Genomic DNA, 16,482 nt, shown 5'->3' on the forward strand with positions numbered 1-16,482 from the left:
CCTTTAGCCTTTAGCCTTTAGCCTTTAGCCTTTAGCCTTTAGCCTTTAGCCTTTAGCCTTTAGCCCCTTTAGCCTTTAGCCTTTAGCCTTTAGCCTTTAGCCTTTAGCCTTTAGCCTTTAGCCTTTAGCCTTTAGCCTTTAGCCTTTAGCCTTTAGCTTTTAGCTTTTAGCCTTTAGCCTTTAGCCTTTAGCTTTTAGCTTTTAGCCTTTCTTATAGGTTATCTTATAAATAGTTCCCTTACTATCGTCTGTTACATATAAAGAACCATCGGGGCCTTGCGCCAGTCCGCATGGGCGGTGTTCGGCGCGACCAGATGCTGCTTTTTCTGCACCACCTGCAAAGCCATCAGCAAATATTTCCCATTGGCCGCTTGCTTTACCATCTTTAAAAGGTTGGAAAACTACAAAGTAACCAGCCTGTGGTTCCGGAGCGCGGTTCCATGAACCATGGAACGCAATGAAAGCGCCATTTTTATACTTCTCGGGGAATTGGCTGCCGGTGTAAAACAACAATCCATTAGGAGCAAGGTGACCAGGGAATGCGGCTGCCGGATTAATCGCTGTTTCGCCGCCTTCTTTCTTGCCATCGCCGCCATACTCTGGCATTAATATTTTTTTATTTTGTTGCCAATCGTAATACATATAAGGCCAGCCGGCGTTATCACCTTTCTTAATAGCATACATGCACTCAGCAGGCAACTCGGCAGATTGCTTGGTAGTAAAGTACTCAGGGAACAGATCATGTAACTGATCACGACCATGCTGCATTACAAACAGCTGGTTGTTTTGCTGGTTCCAGTCCATCCCTACAACGTTGCGCAGGCCGGTTGCATAACGTATACCGTCGTTATAATGCTGGTTAGGCTTGTCGGCTTTAAACTGCCATATACCACCTGCAGAATCTAATATAGGGCAGCCCTTTTGACCCGGTGAGCCTTTTTTACGGTCTTCTACCTGGCATGCATTGGAGTAAGCGCCAATATTAACATACAGGTTACCATCGTTATCTAAAGTGATTGCCTTGGCCTCATGTTCGTTACGGCTTATTAAGCCCGTAACTATTTTTTCGGGTTGATTAGGGTTGATCACTTCATTTTTATCATTCAGTTTATAACGAAAAACTTCTTCATCGGATGATGCGTACAGGTAGCCGTTCTTCACATAAACCCCGGTACCGCTAAAATCGCCAAAGGATGTTTTTACAGTAGCTTTATCAGCATCCTGGTGTAAAAATAAAATGCCTTTGCCTGTTTTTGCTCCGGTTAGTTTTACATAAATATCGCCTTGTGGGGTAACAGCTATCTCTCTTGTACCACCTAAATTTTCGGCTATAGCAGCAGCGGTAAATCCGGCTTGTAATTTAAGGCCGGCATTAACACCTGTCGGCGCTGTTGTTGAACCGGTGGAGTCGATGTTTTTTTTATCAGCAGGGCCTCCGCTTTTACACGCGCTAAAAAATAACATACAGCCGGTTATTGCCACCGCAGGCAGCAATGCCAAAAATATTTTTTTGTTTTTCATGGTAAAGATTATTGGTTATCAAATTAAATAAATATACAGTGAATACCGAAATCTGTTTTGTAGTAATTGTATGACACATACGTATTTAGGTTTTTGGGGAGGAGCATTATTCAATAAAAGCCAATTGGGTGGAATTAAATTTTGTCTTTTAATGCTGCGCTAAAATTAAATACTGATTTATAGCTGTTTGAACATAGATAGCAACAATGGATTAAACCATTGGAGTACCAGCGCGTCATAGATGTATAAAATTTAACAAAATGAAAAACATAGTCATATTATCAGCAATAGCAATGAGTGGTTTAATAGCTAATAAAGCCAACGCTCAATTATCAATACATGTAGGCTTTAATGTACCCGTTCGTCATGTTTATGTACCGGCACCTCCGCCAGTTGTAGTTCAGGAACCGGTTTATTATGATGATAATGCGCAGGTTAATTATAATGATAACAGTGATGATTATTATTACCTGCCAGAGGTTGAAGCTTACTACAGCGTAACAAACCATAACTATTATTACAATGATGGTAACAACTGGGTAACCTGTGCTTACCTGCCTGGGGCATACCGTAACTACGATTGGCGTGCTGCTGCAAGGTACGAGGTACGTGGCCGACGCCCTTATATGCATCATGATGTTTACAGACAAAGATGGGGAGGTTATGACGGTGACCGCGGTAACTGGGGACGCCGTTTTGAAAGAAGATATGATGGAGAAAGAAGATATAATGGAGGATATGCTTACCAAAACCACGATAACCGTGGATGGGACAGAGGCAACAGAAATAATGACCGTGGCAATTGGGGCGGCAGGCCAAATGATGGGCGTGATCGTGGAAACTGGGGAGGCCGGCCAAACCAAGGCAACGGGCATGATCAGGGTAACTGGGGTGGAAGACCTGACAATGGTGGCCATAACCAGGGCGGCAATTGGGGTGGCGGACACAATGATGGCGATAACCACAATGACCATACCAATGGCCAGGATCATGGCAACAGGGGCGGAGGACGTCAATTTGCCGATAATCGCGGAGGTTTTGGCGTAAGGCAATAAGCTGAGGAGTCTGGTAATTATGTAAGACTATTCATATCCCAATATATATAATGAAAAGGTCGCCTGTAACGGGCGACCTTTTTTGTTAAATGAACAAGCAAAAGGTTGTTCGCCCTATAAGTTGGCGTGTTGGCAGTACCGTGTTCTTCGTTATGGTTATCAGTAATATATCCCTCCATTACGCTTTAAAGGGAAATGGCATTTGCTGTTGCTTTTTCCTGAATTTTATAATTAAAAAAATCCTATTTTGGGAGAAATTATAGACCTCATTCCTTAGATGAAAAAACTATTAACCTCCGTATTATTCATAACCCTCGCGGGTAATATTTTTGCACAGGGTACATTACAGGCAGGCATGCCGGCTAACGAGAAAATTTCGGACGAAAGGTTGCAACGCATCGATAAGATGATTGAGCAAAATATTGATTCCGGGTATGTAAACGGGGCAGTAGCGTTGATAGCCCGCAATGGTAAGATAGTTTATAACAAATCTTTCGGCGTTGCCGATCTGGAACAAAAAAAGCTAATGAACAACGATGCTATATTTCGCATCGCATCACAAACTAAAGCTATTACCAGCGTGGCGGTGATGATGCTTTTTGAAGAAGGGAAATTTTTACTTGATGATCCTATCTCCAAATATCTCCCAACGTTTGCTCATCCAAGGGTGTTAGATACTTATAATGACAAGGATACAACTTACACAACCATCCCTGCTAAAAGGGAAATAACAATCCGCGACCTGCTTACTCACACATCAGGTATAGGATATGCCCAGATCGGTTCGCCCCAGATGAATGCTATTTATGGTAAAGCAGGTATACAGGCTGGTTTTGTTACCGATAGAATATTGCTCGCCAATTCTATCAATAAACTTGGGACTTTACCACTGGTGCACCAACCCGGTGAGCGCTGGACCTACGGTTTAAATGTAGATGTGCTGGGTTACCTGGTAGAGAAACTATCCGGCAAAAGTTTAGACCAGTTTTTTAAAGAACGCATCTTTGACCCGCTGGGGATGAAGGATACTTATTTTTACATTCCGGCAGCCAAGCAGAACAGGCTGGTAGCCGTTTATACACCCGATAAGCAAGGTCGCCTTATTAAATGGAATGCAGGAACATTTACTCCTATAAGTGTGGACTACCCCACAGTGAACGGTACTTATTATGCTGGCGGTGCGGGTTTAAGCTCAACAGTTAAGGATTATGCTGCCTTTTTACAAATGATGCTGAATGGCGGCACTTACAACGGTCAGCGTTTACTGGCCCGCCATACAGTGCAATTAATGACCACCAATCAAATCGGCGACCTGTACCTCAATCCAGAAAAAGACAAGTTTGGGCTGGGTTTTGGCATTACTTCAGAGACCAGTTCAAAAAAACTGGGTATGAGTGAAGGTTCTTTTGCCTGGGGTGGCTTTTATGGCACTTTGTATTGGGCTGACCCTAAAGAGCACCTGGTATGTTTGCTGTTTATACAGAATTGGCCGCTGCCTCATAACGCTATACAAGATAAATTTAGGGCGCTGGTTTACCAGGCTTTAACAGATTGATTTATATAAAACCGACTTTTAGTAAGCCGCTTTTGGTTTTCTAAAAGTCGGTCTTTAAACCGGATCATACATTACCTGATTACCACTGTCAATATGTTGCTTTTTTTTCATATAAATTAAAAAATATTCCAAATATTAAAAATTATCTCGTTTATTGTGTATATTAGACACAGTAATAATTAAGTTAATAAAGAATTGGAGTTAATTAATAATAAAATACCTGAGGCGAAACCTAATTGCCCAAAGTGTAATAAAGTTTCTGATTATCGTGTGTCAAGAGGTTCAGTATTTAAAGTATTTCTTTTTTTTCTACCCGTTAAAAGATATATGTGTTTTAATTGTATGAGTAAATTTTACTCGTTCCCATGAGTGAAATTTAAAGGCCGGGCTTAGATCGATTTTTAACATATCAGGCTGTTTGTATTAAGATCTGAGATATAATTGATATCATGCAGCACACATCATATCCCTACAACCCTGTTTTTTTTAACAGTCATTGCCAATCCAACTTGATCCGCAACCACAGGTGCGTTTTTGTAAAAATCTTGTATCAACAAATAAATACAACGTCAATTCATGCTGCGTTCATAAAAAATGTGTTTTTTAGTGGCTTGAAAATTAAATTTCAGTATTTTTAGTTAATGCGGCCAATCCGGATACTCCTAACAGCTTTTATTTTACTATGCCCGTTTTTTACTTTGGCGCAAAATGCAATCATTACCGGCAAGGTGGTGCATGGCGAAAGTAAAGCCCCAGTGGCCAATGCCAGCGTATTTTTAAGCAATGCCACATATGGTACTTCAAGTGCCGAGGATGGTTCATACACGCTATCGGGCGTTAAGCCGGGGCAGTATGAATTGGTAGTTACCGTGGTGGGTTATGAAGATTATTCGCAAACCATACAGGTAGGGCATGAGCCCCTAAAGCTTGATATTTCGCTTACCCAAAAGGTGTTGATGCTACGCGAAGTAGTGATAAGCAGTAACGCCGACTGGAAGAAGAACTATGAACAGTTTAAGCGCGAATTTATAGGCACTACTGAAAATTCTAAACTGTGCAGGGTGCTTAACTCGCATGTTCTTAATCTTATTTATCACCGTAACAAACAACAACTGGAGGCTGAGGGCGACGAATTTTTGGTAGTGGAGAACCGTGCGCTTGGTTATCGCACCAAATTTTTACTAAAGAAGTTTTTAAGCGACGGTATTGAACATACTATTGAATATTCAGGCAAGGCACTTTTTGAACAATTACTGGGCACAGCCGAACAAAAACGCCTGTGGAAACTAAAACGTGAGCAGGCTTATTATGGCTCGGCGCAGCATTTTTACCGTTCATTGTATAAAGACAGGTTAAAAGAGGAGGGGTTTGAAGCTCATGATTTTACCCGCGCGCTAAACAGGGAACGCCCGCCTGAGGAACTCATTCAGCAAAAAATTAAAAGATTCAGGGAGTTAAACCGCGATTCCCTTAATGCCTGGTACAAGTTAGGTAACCTCACCAAATGGAATGATGAAAATGTGGTAAAAATACCATATCAATCTATCGAGATCCTGCGTAAAACACCGCAGCCTGGAATTTATGCATTGATGTTTCCTCATTTTTTGTATGTGGTATATACCAAAAAGCATGAGCTTACGGAGTTTAAGGATGTGTATCGCCCGCTGGATATGGAGAACTTTGAAACCAGCATTGTAACCTTATTTACCAACTACGCGCTATTTGATATGAATGGTATAATAGTATCAAATCCAAGCCCACTGTATGAAGGTACGTGGTCAAAAGCCAAACTGGCGGATCTGCTGCCCGTTGATTATGAGCCGGGGGACTGATTTTGGTATCAGGTATCAAGAGGGGAGATGAATGGTGCAGCATTGCTCAATGAATAAGGTAACCGGGATATAAAAAGCCAATCCTAAGACACTTTTGAAAATAAGAATATTTAAAAGGTAGAGAATGAAAATAACTGGTACGCGTTCTTATATATTAGTTGAGTTTAAAGACAAAAAAGTTAAGATCGAGGGTGAGTTGACCCTGCCCCCTACATTTTATGCATCGATTGGGTCAATAGAAAATTGGGAAAGTCCGCATCAGGACATTATGTTGACAAGCGAAGAAAAAAGAGAGCTTATAGCAGATATTCTAAAATACAACAATCCTGACTTCAAGATTATTTTTGAAGATTAATTAATAATTCACTTTGGATTGTATAAAGCCAAGGTGTCTTTTATCTAATGTAACTCTTATTTCGGAAATAAAGTATTCTGTCAATGCTGGTAAGTTTTCCATATGGCAAACGTACTAATGGCCAAAATTAATTACCTTTGAGCATCTAAATAATATGAAGTTTATTTATCAAACATGGTGGAAAGTATTAGCCGTAGTTATGGTTATATACACCCTTATCGCAGGCTTATTGCTTGGGGTACCAACAATGCCTATCCTGCACGAAACTATCCGTAATACTTACTTTCATGTGCCCATGTGGATGGCCATGTTTTCGGTATTTACCATATCGGTTGTGTACAGTATCAAATACCTACAAACAGGTAAAGAAGAGTATGATCTTATAGCTGTAGAAAGCGCCAATACGGGCCTGTTCTTTTTTGCCATTGGTTTACTTACCGGTATGCTTTGGGCAAAATACACCTGGGGCGATTTTTGGAGCAACGACCCTAAGCAAAACAGCGCGGCAATTGCTTTTCTGTTGTATTGCGCTTACTCGGTATTGCGTAACTCTATTGACGAAGAACAAAAACGCGCCAAAATATCAGCTATCTACAACATCTTTGCTTTCCCTATCATGATCGTATTGATTATGGTGCTGCCCCGGATGACGGATTCATTACATCCCGGTAACGGCGGTAACCCTGCGTTTGGTAAACTGGATATGGATAACCGCATGCGTATTGTATTATACCCCGCCTTTATTGCCTGGAGTTTTATAGGTATATGGATAGCATCTATCCGTTACCGCATCCGTTTAATTGAATATAAAAAGAACCAAATAAATTAATGAAGAAGTTAACATTATTATTAATACTGGTGTTGAGTTTTGCTACTGCTTTTGCTCAACAAAAACAGGCTGTTGAAATGGCCGATGTTTTACGCAGTTCGGGGAAAATATACGTCGTTGTGACCACAATTGTAATAGTTTTTGTTGGATTGGCTATTTATTTGTTCTCTATCGATAGAAGACTAAAAAAAATCGAAAAAGAAAATTAGTCTAAAAAATTTGCCTATTGAGTTTAAACATGGTTTTTACTGTGCTTTTTGAGGTGTATCAAACACACTAACTATAATATATTTGCAATATTGATAAAAATTGTACCAAATTTGCTCACTTTTTTAAGAGTTTAATATTATACAGTTAATTATGGATACCAATATTTTAGTTGCCAACGAAGAGACACACTTTTTTGGTGATGTATGTAAAAACTTTGATTACGCGGCGCAGTTTACAAAACATGATGCCGGTTTGCTTGATCAGATAAAATCATGTAACAGTGTTTACCGGTTCCGGTTCCCTATCCGCAGGGGTAATGGTTTCGAAGTAATTGATGCATGGCGTGTAGAGCACTCGCACCATCAATCGCCAACAAAGGGCGGTATTCGCTACAGCGAAATGGTGAACGAGGATGAAGTAATGGCCCTTGCCGCGCTCATGACCTACAAATGCGCCATTGTGAATGTTCCGTTTGGTGGCGCAAAAGGCGGTATTAAAATTAATCCTAAAAATTATACCGTAGGCGAGCTGGAAAACATTACCCGTCGCTATACAGTAGAATTAATCAAGAAAAACTTTATTGGTCCAAGCATTGATGTACCCGCGCCGGATTATGGATCGGGCGAACGCGAGATGAGTTGGATAGCGGATACTTATGCTACCATGAATCCCGGTCAGCTGGATGCTATGGGTGCAGTTACAGGCAAACCTATTGCTTTACAGGGAATAGCCGGAAGAAGAGAGGCTACCGGCCGTGGTGTGGCTATTGCCGTTCGCGAATGTGTTAGCTTTGGTGAGGATATGCAAAAATTGGGTCTTTTGCCGGGCTTATCGGGCAAAAGAATAATTGTGCAGGGTTTGGGTAACGTGGGTTACTATTCGGCTACATTCCTGGCCGAATTTGGCGCAATAATCGTAGGTCTTTGTGAGTTTGAAGGCGCTATCTATAACGAGAATGGATTGGATGTAGAGGCTGTATTTCAGCACCGCAAGGCAACCGGCTCCATATTAGGTTACGCAGGCGCAGCAAAGGAATTTGCCAATACAATGGAAGGCCTGGAGCAACCATGTGATATCCTGGTACCTGCAGCCCTGGAAAACCAGATTACCGAAGCCAACATCTATAACATACAAGCTAAGATCATAGCCGAAGGTGCAAACGGACCAACCTCGCCAGAGGCTGAAGCCATTTTTTACGCCAATGGCGGTATTATCATCCCGGATATGTATGCCAACGCGGGTGGTGTTACTGTATCATACTTTGAGTGGTTAAAAAATCTTAGTCACGTAGCATTTGGCCGCATGAACCGCAGATTTGAGGAAAACTCAAACCTTAACCTGGTAAATATGGTTGAGGGCATCACCGGTACATCATTAACCCCGATGCAGCGTTCAACTATTATCAAAGGTGCATCCGAGCTGGAACTTGTAAACTCGGGACTGGAAGATACCATGATCCGTTCTTATTACGAGATCAGGGAGATCTACAAAAACAATCCTAAGATTGATACCCTGCGCAGCGCAGCTATGGTAGGTGCCATCAATAAAATAGCGGTTTCTTACCAAAATTTAGGTGTTTGGCCGTAAATAAAAACTTATTTATATGGAAGAGGCAAATCGCGAGATTTGCCTCTTTTTGTTATGGAATATTTTTAGTCAGGTGTCTCTACCTGTCGTTTTCCTACTTGTTCCAGGTTTATCTTTCTTCTTCCTGTTTCAAAACACCATCTTCAACCCACCACCAAAACCACTTGCCACCCGTAGCCTTTTTTAAATCAAATTCAGCAACATCAAAACTGCCATTGCCTTCAATTGTGCCTTGCACCTCATAAACTTTAATGGCCTGGTGCTTATTGTTCCAGGTTAGCGGTTTACCCGGTTCGCAGGTTTCTGGCAGCTTTTTACGGTCGGTTATCAGGAAATATGCTTTGCTTGTGCCAATTACCGTCGCCTGGCCATTTGCATCCATACAAACCGCCGTACGTTCATCGGTGGCAATACCTTTAGCAAGAATGTTCCAATCTTTACTAATGCGGCCTAAAAATGCCACATGCCGGCCTTGCCTTTTACGGGTTAAATAATGCTGATCTGTAATGACCTGCTTTAGATAGGGAGCATGTAAAAAATCATTGTTGTATACCTTAACCAGGCTGTTGTAAGGATTGCCGAGCGCTTCGTCTGCGGTAATGCTGCCATCTTCGCCGCTATAGTAAAAGCCTCCTAAAATGGCGCAGCCTGCGCTGGTGCCGCCAACCGGGGTATGTTTTACGTTGAGCAGATAATTGATGGCATCAAGAGTTTTGGTCCCTTTCCAAAATTTCATGTAGTTTGATTGGTCGCCGCCTGCAATAAAAAGCATCTCGGCATTGCGGATGATGTATGCCACGGTATCATTATCAGCCAGCTCGCGTGAGTTAATCAAAAGAGTTTCTACGGAATTTACTTTACCCAGCGCTTTGATATAAGGGTTGTAAGCATCCATTCCCGAAGCGCGAATCACCACCACATCACCGCCGCCACTTCGGTTTATCATCCATTTAAAAGCCGCGTCAACGTCTTTGCCACCACCAACCATAGCAATGCCGCCCTTAACGGGTGTATTCACATTTGCCGTATCACCAATAACACCAATGGAGGATGGACGACCGCCAATATGTTTAATTGTTTTTATCGTATCAGCTTTGCCTGATGCAAAAGAGATCGTGCTATACGCTGTAAGAAGTATGGTTATTAATAACAATCTCATAAATGTATCTATAATCATACTTATACAAATTAGCGTACTTTAATACTGTTAATATTTGTACGGCTCCATTTTACCACATGAGCAGGCGCAATTAGGATCGCTTATACCCATTTTCTTTAAAAAAAACTGGTAAAAGCCAATCCGATCATTCATACCGTAATTATCGCCTTTACCGCACTCAACATCACCGTTAACAATGTTAATAGTCATACCAAAGCCCGGAGTAGTGCGGCCATGTGCTTTGTCGGCGGCGGTGGGCTGCCATTTGCCTGTCATTACATCATGGGCAGATGGTTTATGGGTTTCGGGCGTCATCCAGAAATAAATTGCGGCTTTAAAGGCTACAACGGGATCTGTTTCTACCAGTTCGGGGGTGTTCAGCAATATCTTTGGATCGCCAAAAATACAGTTTGATGCATAGCCGTAGTTGCCGTTATAGCTCAATTGCATTGGGCCGCGCCCATAATATTTTTTACCGGCTACCGGAGGGTATTCATCGCTGTCAGATACGTAAGTATTTGAAGTATTGCTTTCATGTATCAACATCAAGCCGTCGGTGTAGCTGCCGTTCATACCATGGCGGGTTTCATGAGCTATTTGTGCAAAAAAAGCGGCCAGTTCTTTTTTATTTATATCGGCGCCAAAGGCGGTGCAAAATTCACCATAATCCACGGTAAAGGTACTGTCGGGTTTCTTTTTTGCCCATTCTTCGTTCCAGTCGGCATCCTGGCGTACCACCGTTGCCTTGCCCGTTTTTTTATCGGTACGTATAAACTGGTAAACCGAAACCGCACGGCGGGTAATTTTTACGCTTACCTGGCCCAGCTCATCGGCTGCTTTAATAAAGGCGGCGTAGGTATAAAATTTATCGCGTTGTGGAAAAAGATCATTAAATTGTTTCTCGGTGAGAATACTGCTGATTGACGCTTTTGCCGGTTTGGGTGCAGCTGTATCGGCAGATTTTTTTGTGCTGGTGCTGCCACCACAGCTAAATGCTGAAATTACCAGGGCCGAAGCCGCAATGAAAACTAATTTGGAAGATATGATGATTGATTTCATGATTTTTATTGATAAACAATATTCTATTATACTAATGCAAGTTTAAAACTATCATTTAATAAACTATATTTCATTATCAAAAATTATACTAAATAGCGGAAGTGATCATATTTGATTTATTGTACGAATTTAAATTACCACGTTTATTGTAAAAATTATATATTCACTTTAATTAAATAAATGAAGATATATACTAAAACAGGGGATAAGGGGTTTACTTCATTAATAGGGGGTACCCGGGTTGCTAAATATCATTTGCGGATTGAAAGCTATGGCACTGTTGACGAACTAAACTCATATATAGGCCTCATCGGCGACCAGGATATTGCTATACATCATAAAGAAGTATTGAAGCAGATACAGGACAGATTGTTTACAATAGGCTCCTCGCTGGCGGCTGATCCGGAACGATCAAAAATGGTAATACCAGATCTGCATATGGAAGATATAGAGCTGCTGGAACGGGAAATGGATGCGATGAACGAGCAATTGCCCGAGCTGCGTCATTTTATTTTACCGGGGGGTAATAATACCATTTCGTTTTGCCATATTGCAAGATGTATTTGCCGCCGGGCCGAGCGGATTACCGTTCAGCTGGCTAATGAAAGTACAGTTGATGAAAAAGTGAATATTTATCTGAACAGGTTGAGCGATTACCTATTCACTTTGGCGCGCAAAATTGCAAATGAGCGTAATGTGCCTGAAAATCAATGGATACCGCGCATGTAATTATGTGAAAAAAAAATTGATATTCCAATTGAAATTGTTATACTTTTGCGAAAAAGTAAATTTACTTATAAATATAAAATATATAGAAACATGTATTGGACACTTGAACTAGCATCTCACCTTGAAGATGCGCCATGGCCCGCAACAAAAGATGAATTAATTGACTATGCTATTCGTTCTGGAGCTCCTGTGGAGGTGATAGAAAACCTGCAGGCACTGGAAGACGATGGTGAGCCGTATGAAAATATAGAAGAAATATGGCCGGATTACCCGACTAAAGATGATTTCTTTTTTAACGAAGACGAGTATTAAATCTTTATAAAAAGCCCTTTTTCGGGGCTTTTTTGTTTGCCGCAAATTTTTGGAATGATTTTAGTAATAAGCTTAACACACTTATCAATTAAAACATAACAACATGAGAGGCCTATTGTACATCATCGCGGTTATCCTGGTAATAGGATGGCTATTCGGAGCATTTATTCACCCTTTTGGCGGTGGTTTAATTCACATACTTTTAGTAATAGCTATTATTGCTGTACTATTGGGAGTTATCCGAAGAGCGTAACATTCGATCAAAAAATAAAACGCCGGTGATCCTTTGATCAGCGGCGTTTTTTGCTTAAAAGTAATTCTGCAATAGCTATATCCTCAGGGAAGGTGATCTTTATGTTTTCGTGATCCCCTTCTGTAAGTTGAATCTCCACGCCCAACTCTTCTACCACACTTGCATCATCTGTAAACTTTGAATTGAAAGGTTGTTTGTAGGCTTTTTTTAACAGGCCGGCCTTAAAAGTTTGCGGGGTTTGTACCAGGTAAATCTCATCACGTAATAAGCTTACCGATTTGCCATTAATCATCTGCCTTATCGAATCGCGGCTTTTAACGGCCGTTACGGCATTGCCATATTCAAGTGTATGTTTGTATGATGTTTCAATAATTGTGGCGCTGGTGAGCGGGCGAACGGCGTCATGTACCGCTATTAGCGCATCATCTGTGCATTCTATTTTATCCAGTCCGTTTTTTACCGAGTGAAAGCGGGTTTCGCCACCGGCTACTAAAAGATGGGGGAGCGTAAAATCATGCGCTGTGCATAGTTCATTCCAGTAAGCGTGAAAATCAGCATGCAGAACAAGGATGATGTTGGGTTTTGCCTGGGAATTATAAAAAGCAAACATCGTGTGCATTAAAACGGGTAAGCCGTTAATCAGCAAAAACTGTTTGGGAACTGCCGATTGCATCCGGCTGCCAGAACCACCGGCTACGATGATCACATACTTAGATATGAGATTTGAGATATGAGATTTTAGATTAGGGTTTTCCATAAATTTTAACCTGCAATGTCATGCCGAACTTGTTTCGGCACCTCACGTGCTAATTTTACTTCATGCGGGACACCTGTCCTGTGGGTTCCTGAAACAAGTTCAGGATGACATGTCTTTAAATACAAATCTAAAAAAAATGAGATATGAATCCTAAGTTTCATATCTCAAATGTCATGTATCAAATCTAAAAAAATTAGATGATCAGCATGGCATCGCCATAGCTGTAAAAGCGGTATTTTTCTTTAACCGCAACTTCGTAAGCATTCATGATGTGCTCGTAACCGCCAAATGCCGATACCATCATCAATAATGTTGATTCCGGAGTGTGGAAGTTGGTGATCATGGAGTTGGCTATACTGAAATCATACGGAGGGAAAATGAACTTACTGGTCCAGTCGTTAGCGGCTTTAAGTGTCTTACCTGCCGATACTGCCGATTCAATAGCGCGCATTGATGTAGTACCTACAGCACAGATGCGTGCTTTACGATCAATGCCACGGTTTACAATATCTGCTTGTTTTTGCTCAATAATAAATTGCTCTGAATCCATTTTGTGCTTGGTTAAATCTTCAACCTCAACCGGGCGAAAAGTACCTAAACCAACGTGCAGGGTAACCTCGGCAAATTCAACACCTTTTAATTCAAGGCGTTTCATTAGCTCGCGGCTAAAGTGTAAGCCGGCAGTAGGGGCTGCAACAGCGCCTTCATGCTTAGCAAAAATGGTTTGATAACGCTCTTTATCTTCGGCTGTAGCTTTACGTTTTATGTATTTTGGCAATGGTGTTTCACCAAGGATTTCCACATTACGGCGGAATTCTTCGTCGGTGCCATCAAACAAAAAGCGGATGGTACGTCCACGTGAAGTAGTGTTATCAACAACTTCGGCAATTAACAGGTCGTCATCACCAAAATATAATTTGTTACCAACGCGTATTTTACGCGCCGGATCAACCAGTACATCCCATAAACGGAGCTCTTTGTTTAACTCGCGTAGTAAAAAAACCTCAATGGTTGCGCCTGTTTTTTCTTTATTTCCATATAAACGAGCCGGAAATACTTTAGTATTGTTAAGGATCATAACATCCTTATCATCAAAATAATCCAGTACGTCTTTAAATATTTTATGCTCAATTTTGCCAGAATCCTTGTGTAAAACCATTAGGCGGGCTTCGTCGCGGGTTGTTGAAGGGTTGTGTGCGATTAATGAATCTGGTAAATTGAATTTAAATTGAGATAATTTCATGTTTATGTATATGAATTTTCAGGGCGCAAATGTATGAATTTTTTTGTTATTTTCACCGATTTTTTTAAGGGTGATTGTGTTTTATTAATTGTTAAGTTTAATATTAAAATACTGTAACTTATGCATGGCAATATAGTCTAAAAATAAAAATATTCAACCGGGTATAATTTGATCTTTATTTGCTGTTTTGCAATAAGCAAAACGCAGTGTGATAACCATTGAAATCAAAATAAGTTTATGCTGTTTTTAAAACTTTTAGGGGAAAGCTTTTTGTTTGCTTATGATGCGCTAAGGCAAAACAAAATCCGCACAACGCTTTCATTGCTGGGTGTTACTATAGGCATATTTACTATTATAGCGGTATTTTCGGCGGTTGATACTTTGCGCAATAATTTGCAGAGCAGCGTTAACAAGCTGGGCAATAACAGTATCTACGTTGAAAAATGGCCCTGGGTAGGCGGTAGCGATTTTCCATGGTGGAAATACCTGCAAAGGCCGGTATCTAAACTTAAAGATTTTAATGAACTTTCGCGCCGCAGCCAAACTGCCGAAGCACTATCATACGAGATAAGTATTGATAACCGTACCATTAAATATAAAAGCAACACCGTTGATGGCGCGCAGATAGATGCGGCATCACAGGATCATGATAAAACCTGGAATTTTGATTTTGCACAAGGTAGGTACTTTACCGGCATTGAATCAAAAACAGGTGCTCCCATAACCGATATTGGTTATGATATAGCGCAAAACCTTTTCCCTGGTGGGGATGCTATTGGTAAGCAAATAAAGGTAATGGGCCGTTATGTAACCGTAGTTGGCGTGTTTTCAAAACAGGGTAAGGATATGCTGGGTATATCAACCGACAAGGAAGTTTTACTGCCGCTCAATTTTGCCCATAACCTGATAGATATTCAGAATGAAAATTACCGTCCATCCATTATTGTAAGGGGTAAGGCGGGAATACCAACAGATGATGTTGAAAGCGAGGTAAGGGGTTTAATGCGTTCTATCAGGAGCCTTAGGCCGGGTGTTGAAGATAACTTCGCGCTTAACCGCACTACCATGTTAACGCAACAGCTGGATATAGTATTTAATGTATTAAACAAAGGCGGTTTTATTATAGGATTATTTTCAATGCTGGTTGGTGGATTTGGTATTGCCAATATCATGTTTGTATCGGTAAAAGAACGTACAAACATTATTGGTATTCAAAAATCGTTGGGCGCTAAAAACTATTTTATATTATTGCAGTTTTTAATTGAATCCATAGCGCTTTGTATAATGGGGGGGCTAGTAGGGCTTTTAATGGTTTATTTTTTAACATTTGGTATAAAAGCTGTATTTGATGTACAGGTAATACTTGGAGCTAAAAATATTATCATTGGTTTAAGCTATTCTATCGGGATTGGTGTGGTATCGGGAATTATTCCTGCATATTTTGCCTCCAGGCTCGACCCCGTTGAAGCCATACGTACTAATTAAGCAATAATGAAAATTGTAAACCATGTTTGGCTGTTTGGCGCTCTTGTAGCGGCTTCGGCATGTAATCAGCCTGCAAAACAGCAGGATACCGCTAAAGCAGATTCTACCGCGAAAATTGTTGATGCACGTGTAGTTGATACCAACAATACGGTCGAAGTTTTTACCGCCTACATCGGGTTAAAAGATGAGTTCTTAAAATCAGATGTAGCTGGTATCAAATCAACCGCATCAGTGCTTGAGGGTAAATTGAAAGTTATAAAAGGTTGTTCAGAAACCGCTACGCTTGCCCACCAGATTACTGCAACAGATGATGTAAAAGTACAACGCGCAAGTTTTTTGATATTGAGTAAAGATATTATGATGCTGGTTAAAGGGGCTAAACTAAAAACCGCAACTATATATGTTGACTATTGCCCCATGGCCGATAGCGGTAAAGGAGGCTACTGGTTGTCGCTCAATAAAAACATCGAAAACCCTTATTTCCCTGAACACATGAAAACCTGTGGGGCGGTTAAGGAACAATTGAATTAATTTGAACTTT

General features: G+C 40.9%; 17 protein-coding genes. 12 read left to right on the plus strand and 5 right to left on the minus strand.

Going from position 1 to position 16,482, the window contains the following annotated elements; all coding sequences use genetic code 11:
- Window positions 1–201: 201 nt before the first annotated feature.
- On the minus strand, window positions 202–1,521 hold the full coding sequence (locus AC1D0K_RS04270) for a PQQ-dependent sugar dehydrogenase (protein ID WP_477397408.1): 1,320 nt from the start codon (window positions 1,519–1,521) through the stop codon (window positions 202–204).
- A gap of 260 nt (window positions 1,522–1,781) precedes the next feature.
- Between AC1D0K_RS04270 and AC1D0K_RS04275 the strand changes: the two genes are divergently transcribed.
- The 7 genes from AC1D0K_RS04275 to AC1D0K_RS04305 all read left to right on the plus strand — a co-directional run bounded on the left by AC1D0K_RS04275 (window position 1,782) and on the right by AC1D0K_RS04305 (window position 8,944).
- Window positions 1,782–2,576, plus strand: coding sequence for a hypothetical protein (locus tag AC1D0K_RS04275; protein ID WP_477397410.1), 795 nt, complete (start codon window positions 1,782–1,784; stop codon window positions 2,574–2,576).
- A 277-nt stretch (window positions 2,577–2,853) separates the two neighbouring features.
- On the plus strand, window positions 2,854–4,131 hold the full coding sequence (locus tag AC1D0K_RS04280; protein ID WP_295716279.1) for a serine hydrolase domain-containing protein: 1,278 nt from the start codon (window positions 2,854–2,856) through the stop codon (window positions 4,129–4,131).
- A 698-nt stretch (window positions 4,132–4,829) separates the two neighbouring features.
- The gene (locus tag AC1D0K_RS04285) at window positions 4,830–5,963 is read left to right on the plus strand and encodes a carboxypeptidase-like regulatory domain-containing protein (RefSeq protein ID WP_477397413.1); all 1,134 of its coding nucleotides are present in this window, start codon (window positions 4,830–4,832) and stop codon (window positions 5,961–5,963) included.
- Window positions 5,964–6,087: 124 nt separating this feature from the next.
- Window positions 6,088–6,318 carry an Imm74 family immunity protein gene (locus AC1D0K_RS04290; protein WP_477397415.1) on the plus strand — a complete coding sequence of 77 codons (231 nt, stop codon included), beginning with the start codon at window positions 6,088–6,090 and terminating at the stop codon, window positions 6,316–6,318.
- 154 nt (window positions 6,319–6,472) lie between these two features.
- Window positions 6,473–7,147, plus strand: coding sequence for a cytochrome c biogenesis protein CcsA (gene ccsA, locus AC1D0K_RS04295; RefSeq protein ID WP_477397417.1), 675 nt, complete (start codon window positions 6,473–6,475; stop codon window positions 7,145–7,147).
- Complete coding sequence (locus tag AC1D0K_RS04300; protein ID WP_477397419.1) at window positions 7,147–7,356, plus strand: CcmD family protein; 210 nt, start codon at window positions 7,147–7,149, stop codon at window positions 7,354–7,356. Before ccsA ends, AC1D0K_RS04300 begins: the two co-directional genes overlap by 1 nt.
- A 151-nt stretch (window positions 7,357–7,507) precedes the next feature.
- Window positions 7,508–8,944, plus strand: a complete 1,437-nt coding sequence (locus AC1D0K_RS04305; RefSeq protein WP_295716273.1) for a Glu/Leu/Phe/Val family dehydrogenase — start codon at window positions 7,508–7,510, stop codon at window positions 8,942–8,944.
- Window positions 8,945–9,053: 109 nt separating this feature from the next.
- On the opposite strand, the gene AC1D0K_RS04310 is transcribed toward AC1D0K_RS04305, so the two are convergent.
- Both AC1D0K_RS04310 and AC1D0K_RS04315 read right to left on the minus strand, forming a co-directional pair.
- On the minus strand, window positions 9,054–10,103 hold the full coding sequence (locus AC1D0K_RS04310; RefSeq protein ID WP_477397421.1) for a cyanophycinase: 1,050 nt from the start codon (window positions 10,101–10,103) through the stop codon (window positions 9,054–9,056).
- A gap of 48 nt (window positions 10,104–10,151) precedes the next feature.
- Window positions 10,152–11,162, minus strand: coding sequence for a chitinase (locus AC1D0K_RS04315; RefSeq protein WP_477443060.1), 1,011 nt, complete (start codon window positions 11,160–11,162; stop codon window positions 10,152–10,154).
- Between the two features lie 180 nt (window positions 11,163–11,342).
- Between AC1D0K_RS04315 and AC1D0K_RS04320 the strand changes: the two genes are divergently transcribed.
- The 3 genes from AC1D0K_RS04320 (at window position 11,343) to AC1D0K_RS04330 (ending at window position 12,456) form a co-directional block, all read left to right on the plus strand.
- Complete coding sequence (locus tag AC1D0K_RS04320) at window positions 11,343–11,891, plus strand: cob(I)yrinic acid a,c-diamide adenosyltransferase (RefSeq protein ID WP_477397425.1); 549 nt, start codon at window positions 11,343–11,345, stop codon at window positions 11,889–11,891.
- A gap of 90 nt (window positions 11,892–11,981) precedes the next feature.
- The gene (locus AC1D0K_RS04325; RefSeq protein ID WP_002996718.1) at window positions 11,982–12,203 is read left to right on the plus strand and encodes a DUF2795 domain-containing protein; all 222 of its coding nucleotides are present in this window, start codon (window positions 11,982–11,984) and stop codon (window positions 12,201–12,203) included.
- A 103-nt stretch (window positions 12,204–12,306) separates the two neighbouring features.
- Entirely contained in the window at window positions 12,307–12,456 is a 150-nt protein-coding gene (locus AC1D0K_RS04330) for a lmo0937 family membrane protein (RefSeq protein ID WP_110585189.1), read from the plus strand.
- 37 nt (window positions 12,457–12,493) lie between these two features.
- On the opposite strand, the gene AC1D0K_RS04335 is transcribed toward AC1D0K_RS04330, so the two are convergent.
- Window positions 12,494–13,213, minus strand: a complete 720-nt coding sequence (locus AC1D0K_RS04335) for a 2-C-methyl-D-erythritol 4-phosphate cytidylyltransferase (RefSeq protein ID WP_477397427.1) — start codon at window positions 13,211–13,213, stop codon at window positions 12,494–12,496.
- Window positions 13,214–13,406: 193 nt separating this feature from the next.
- Window positions 13,407–14,456 carry a tRNA preQ1(34) S-adenosylmethionine ribosyltransferase-isomerase QueA gene (queA, locus tag AC1D0K_RS04340; protein WP_477397429.1) on the minus strand — a complete coding sequence of 350 codons (1,050 nt, stop codon included), beginning with the start codon at window positions 14,454–14,456 and terminating at the stop codon, window positions 13,407–13,409.
- 237 nt (window positions 14,457–14,693) lie between these two features.
- Between queA and AC1D0K_RS04345 the strand changes: the two genes are divergently transcribed.
- On the plus strand, window positions 14,694–15,941 hold the full coding sequence (locus AC1D0K_RS04345; protein ID WP_477397431.1) for an ABC transporter permease: 1,248 nt from the start codon (window positions 14,694–14,696) through the stop codon (window positions 15,939–15,941).
- 6 nt (window positions 15,942–15,947) lie between these two features.
- Entirely contained in the window at window positions 15,948–16,472 is a 525-nt protein-coding gene (locus AC1D0K_RS04350) for a DUF3347 domain-containing protein (RefSeq protein ID WP_477397433.1), read from the plus strand.
- Window positions 16,473–16,482 lie beyond the last annotated feature (10 nt).

The sequence above is a fragment of the Mucilaginibacter sp. P1_A3 genome (assembly GCF_056406855.1).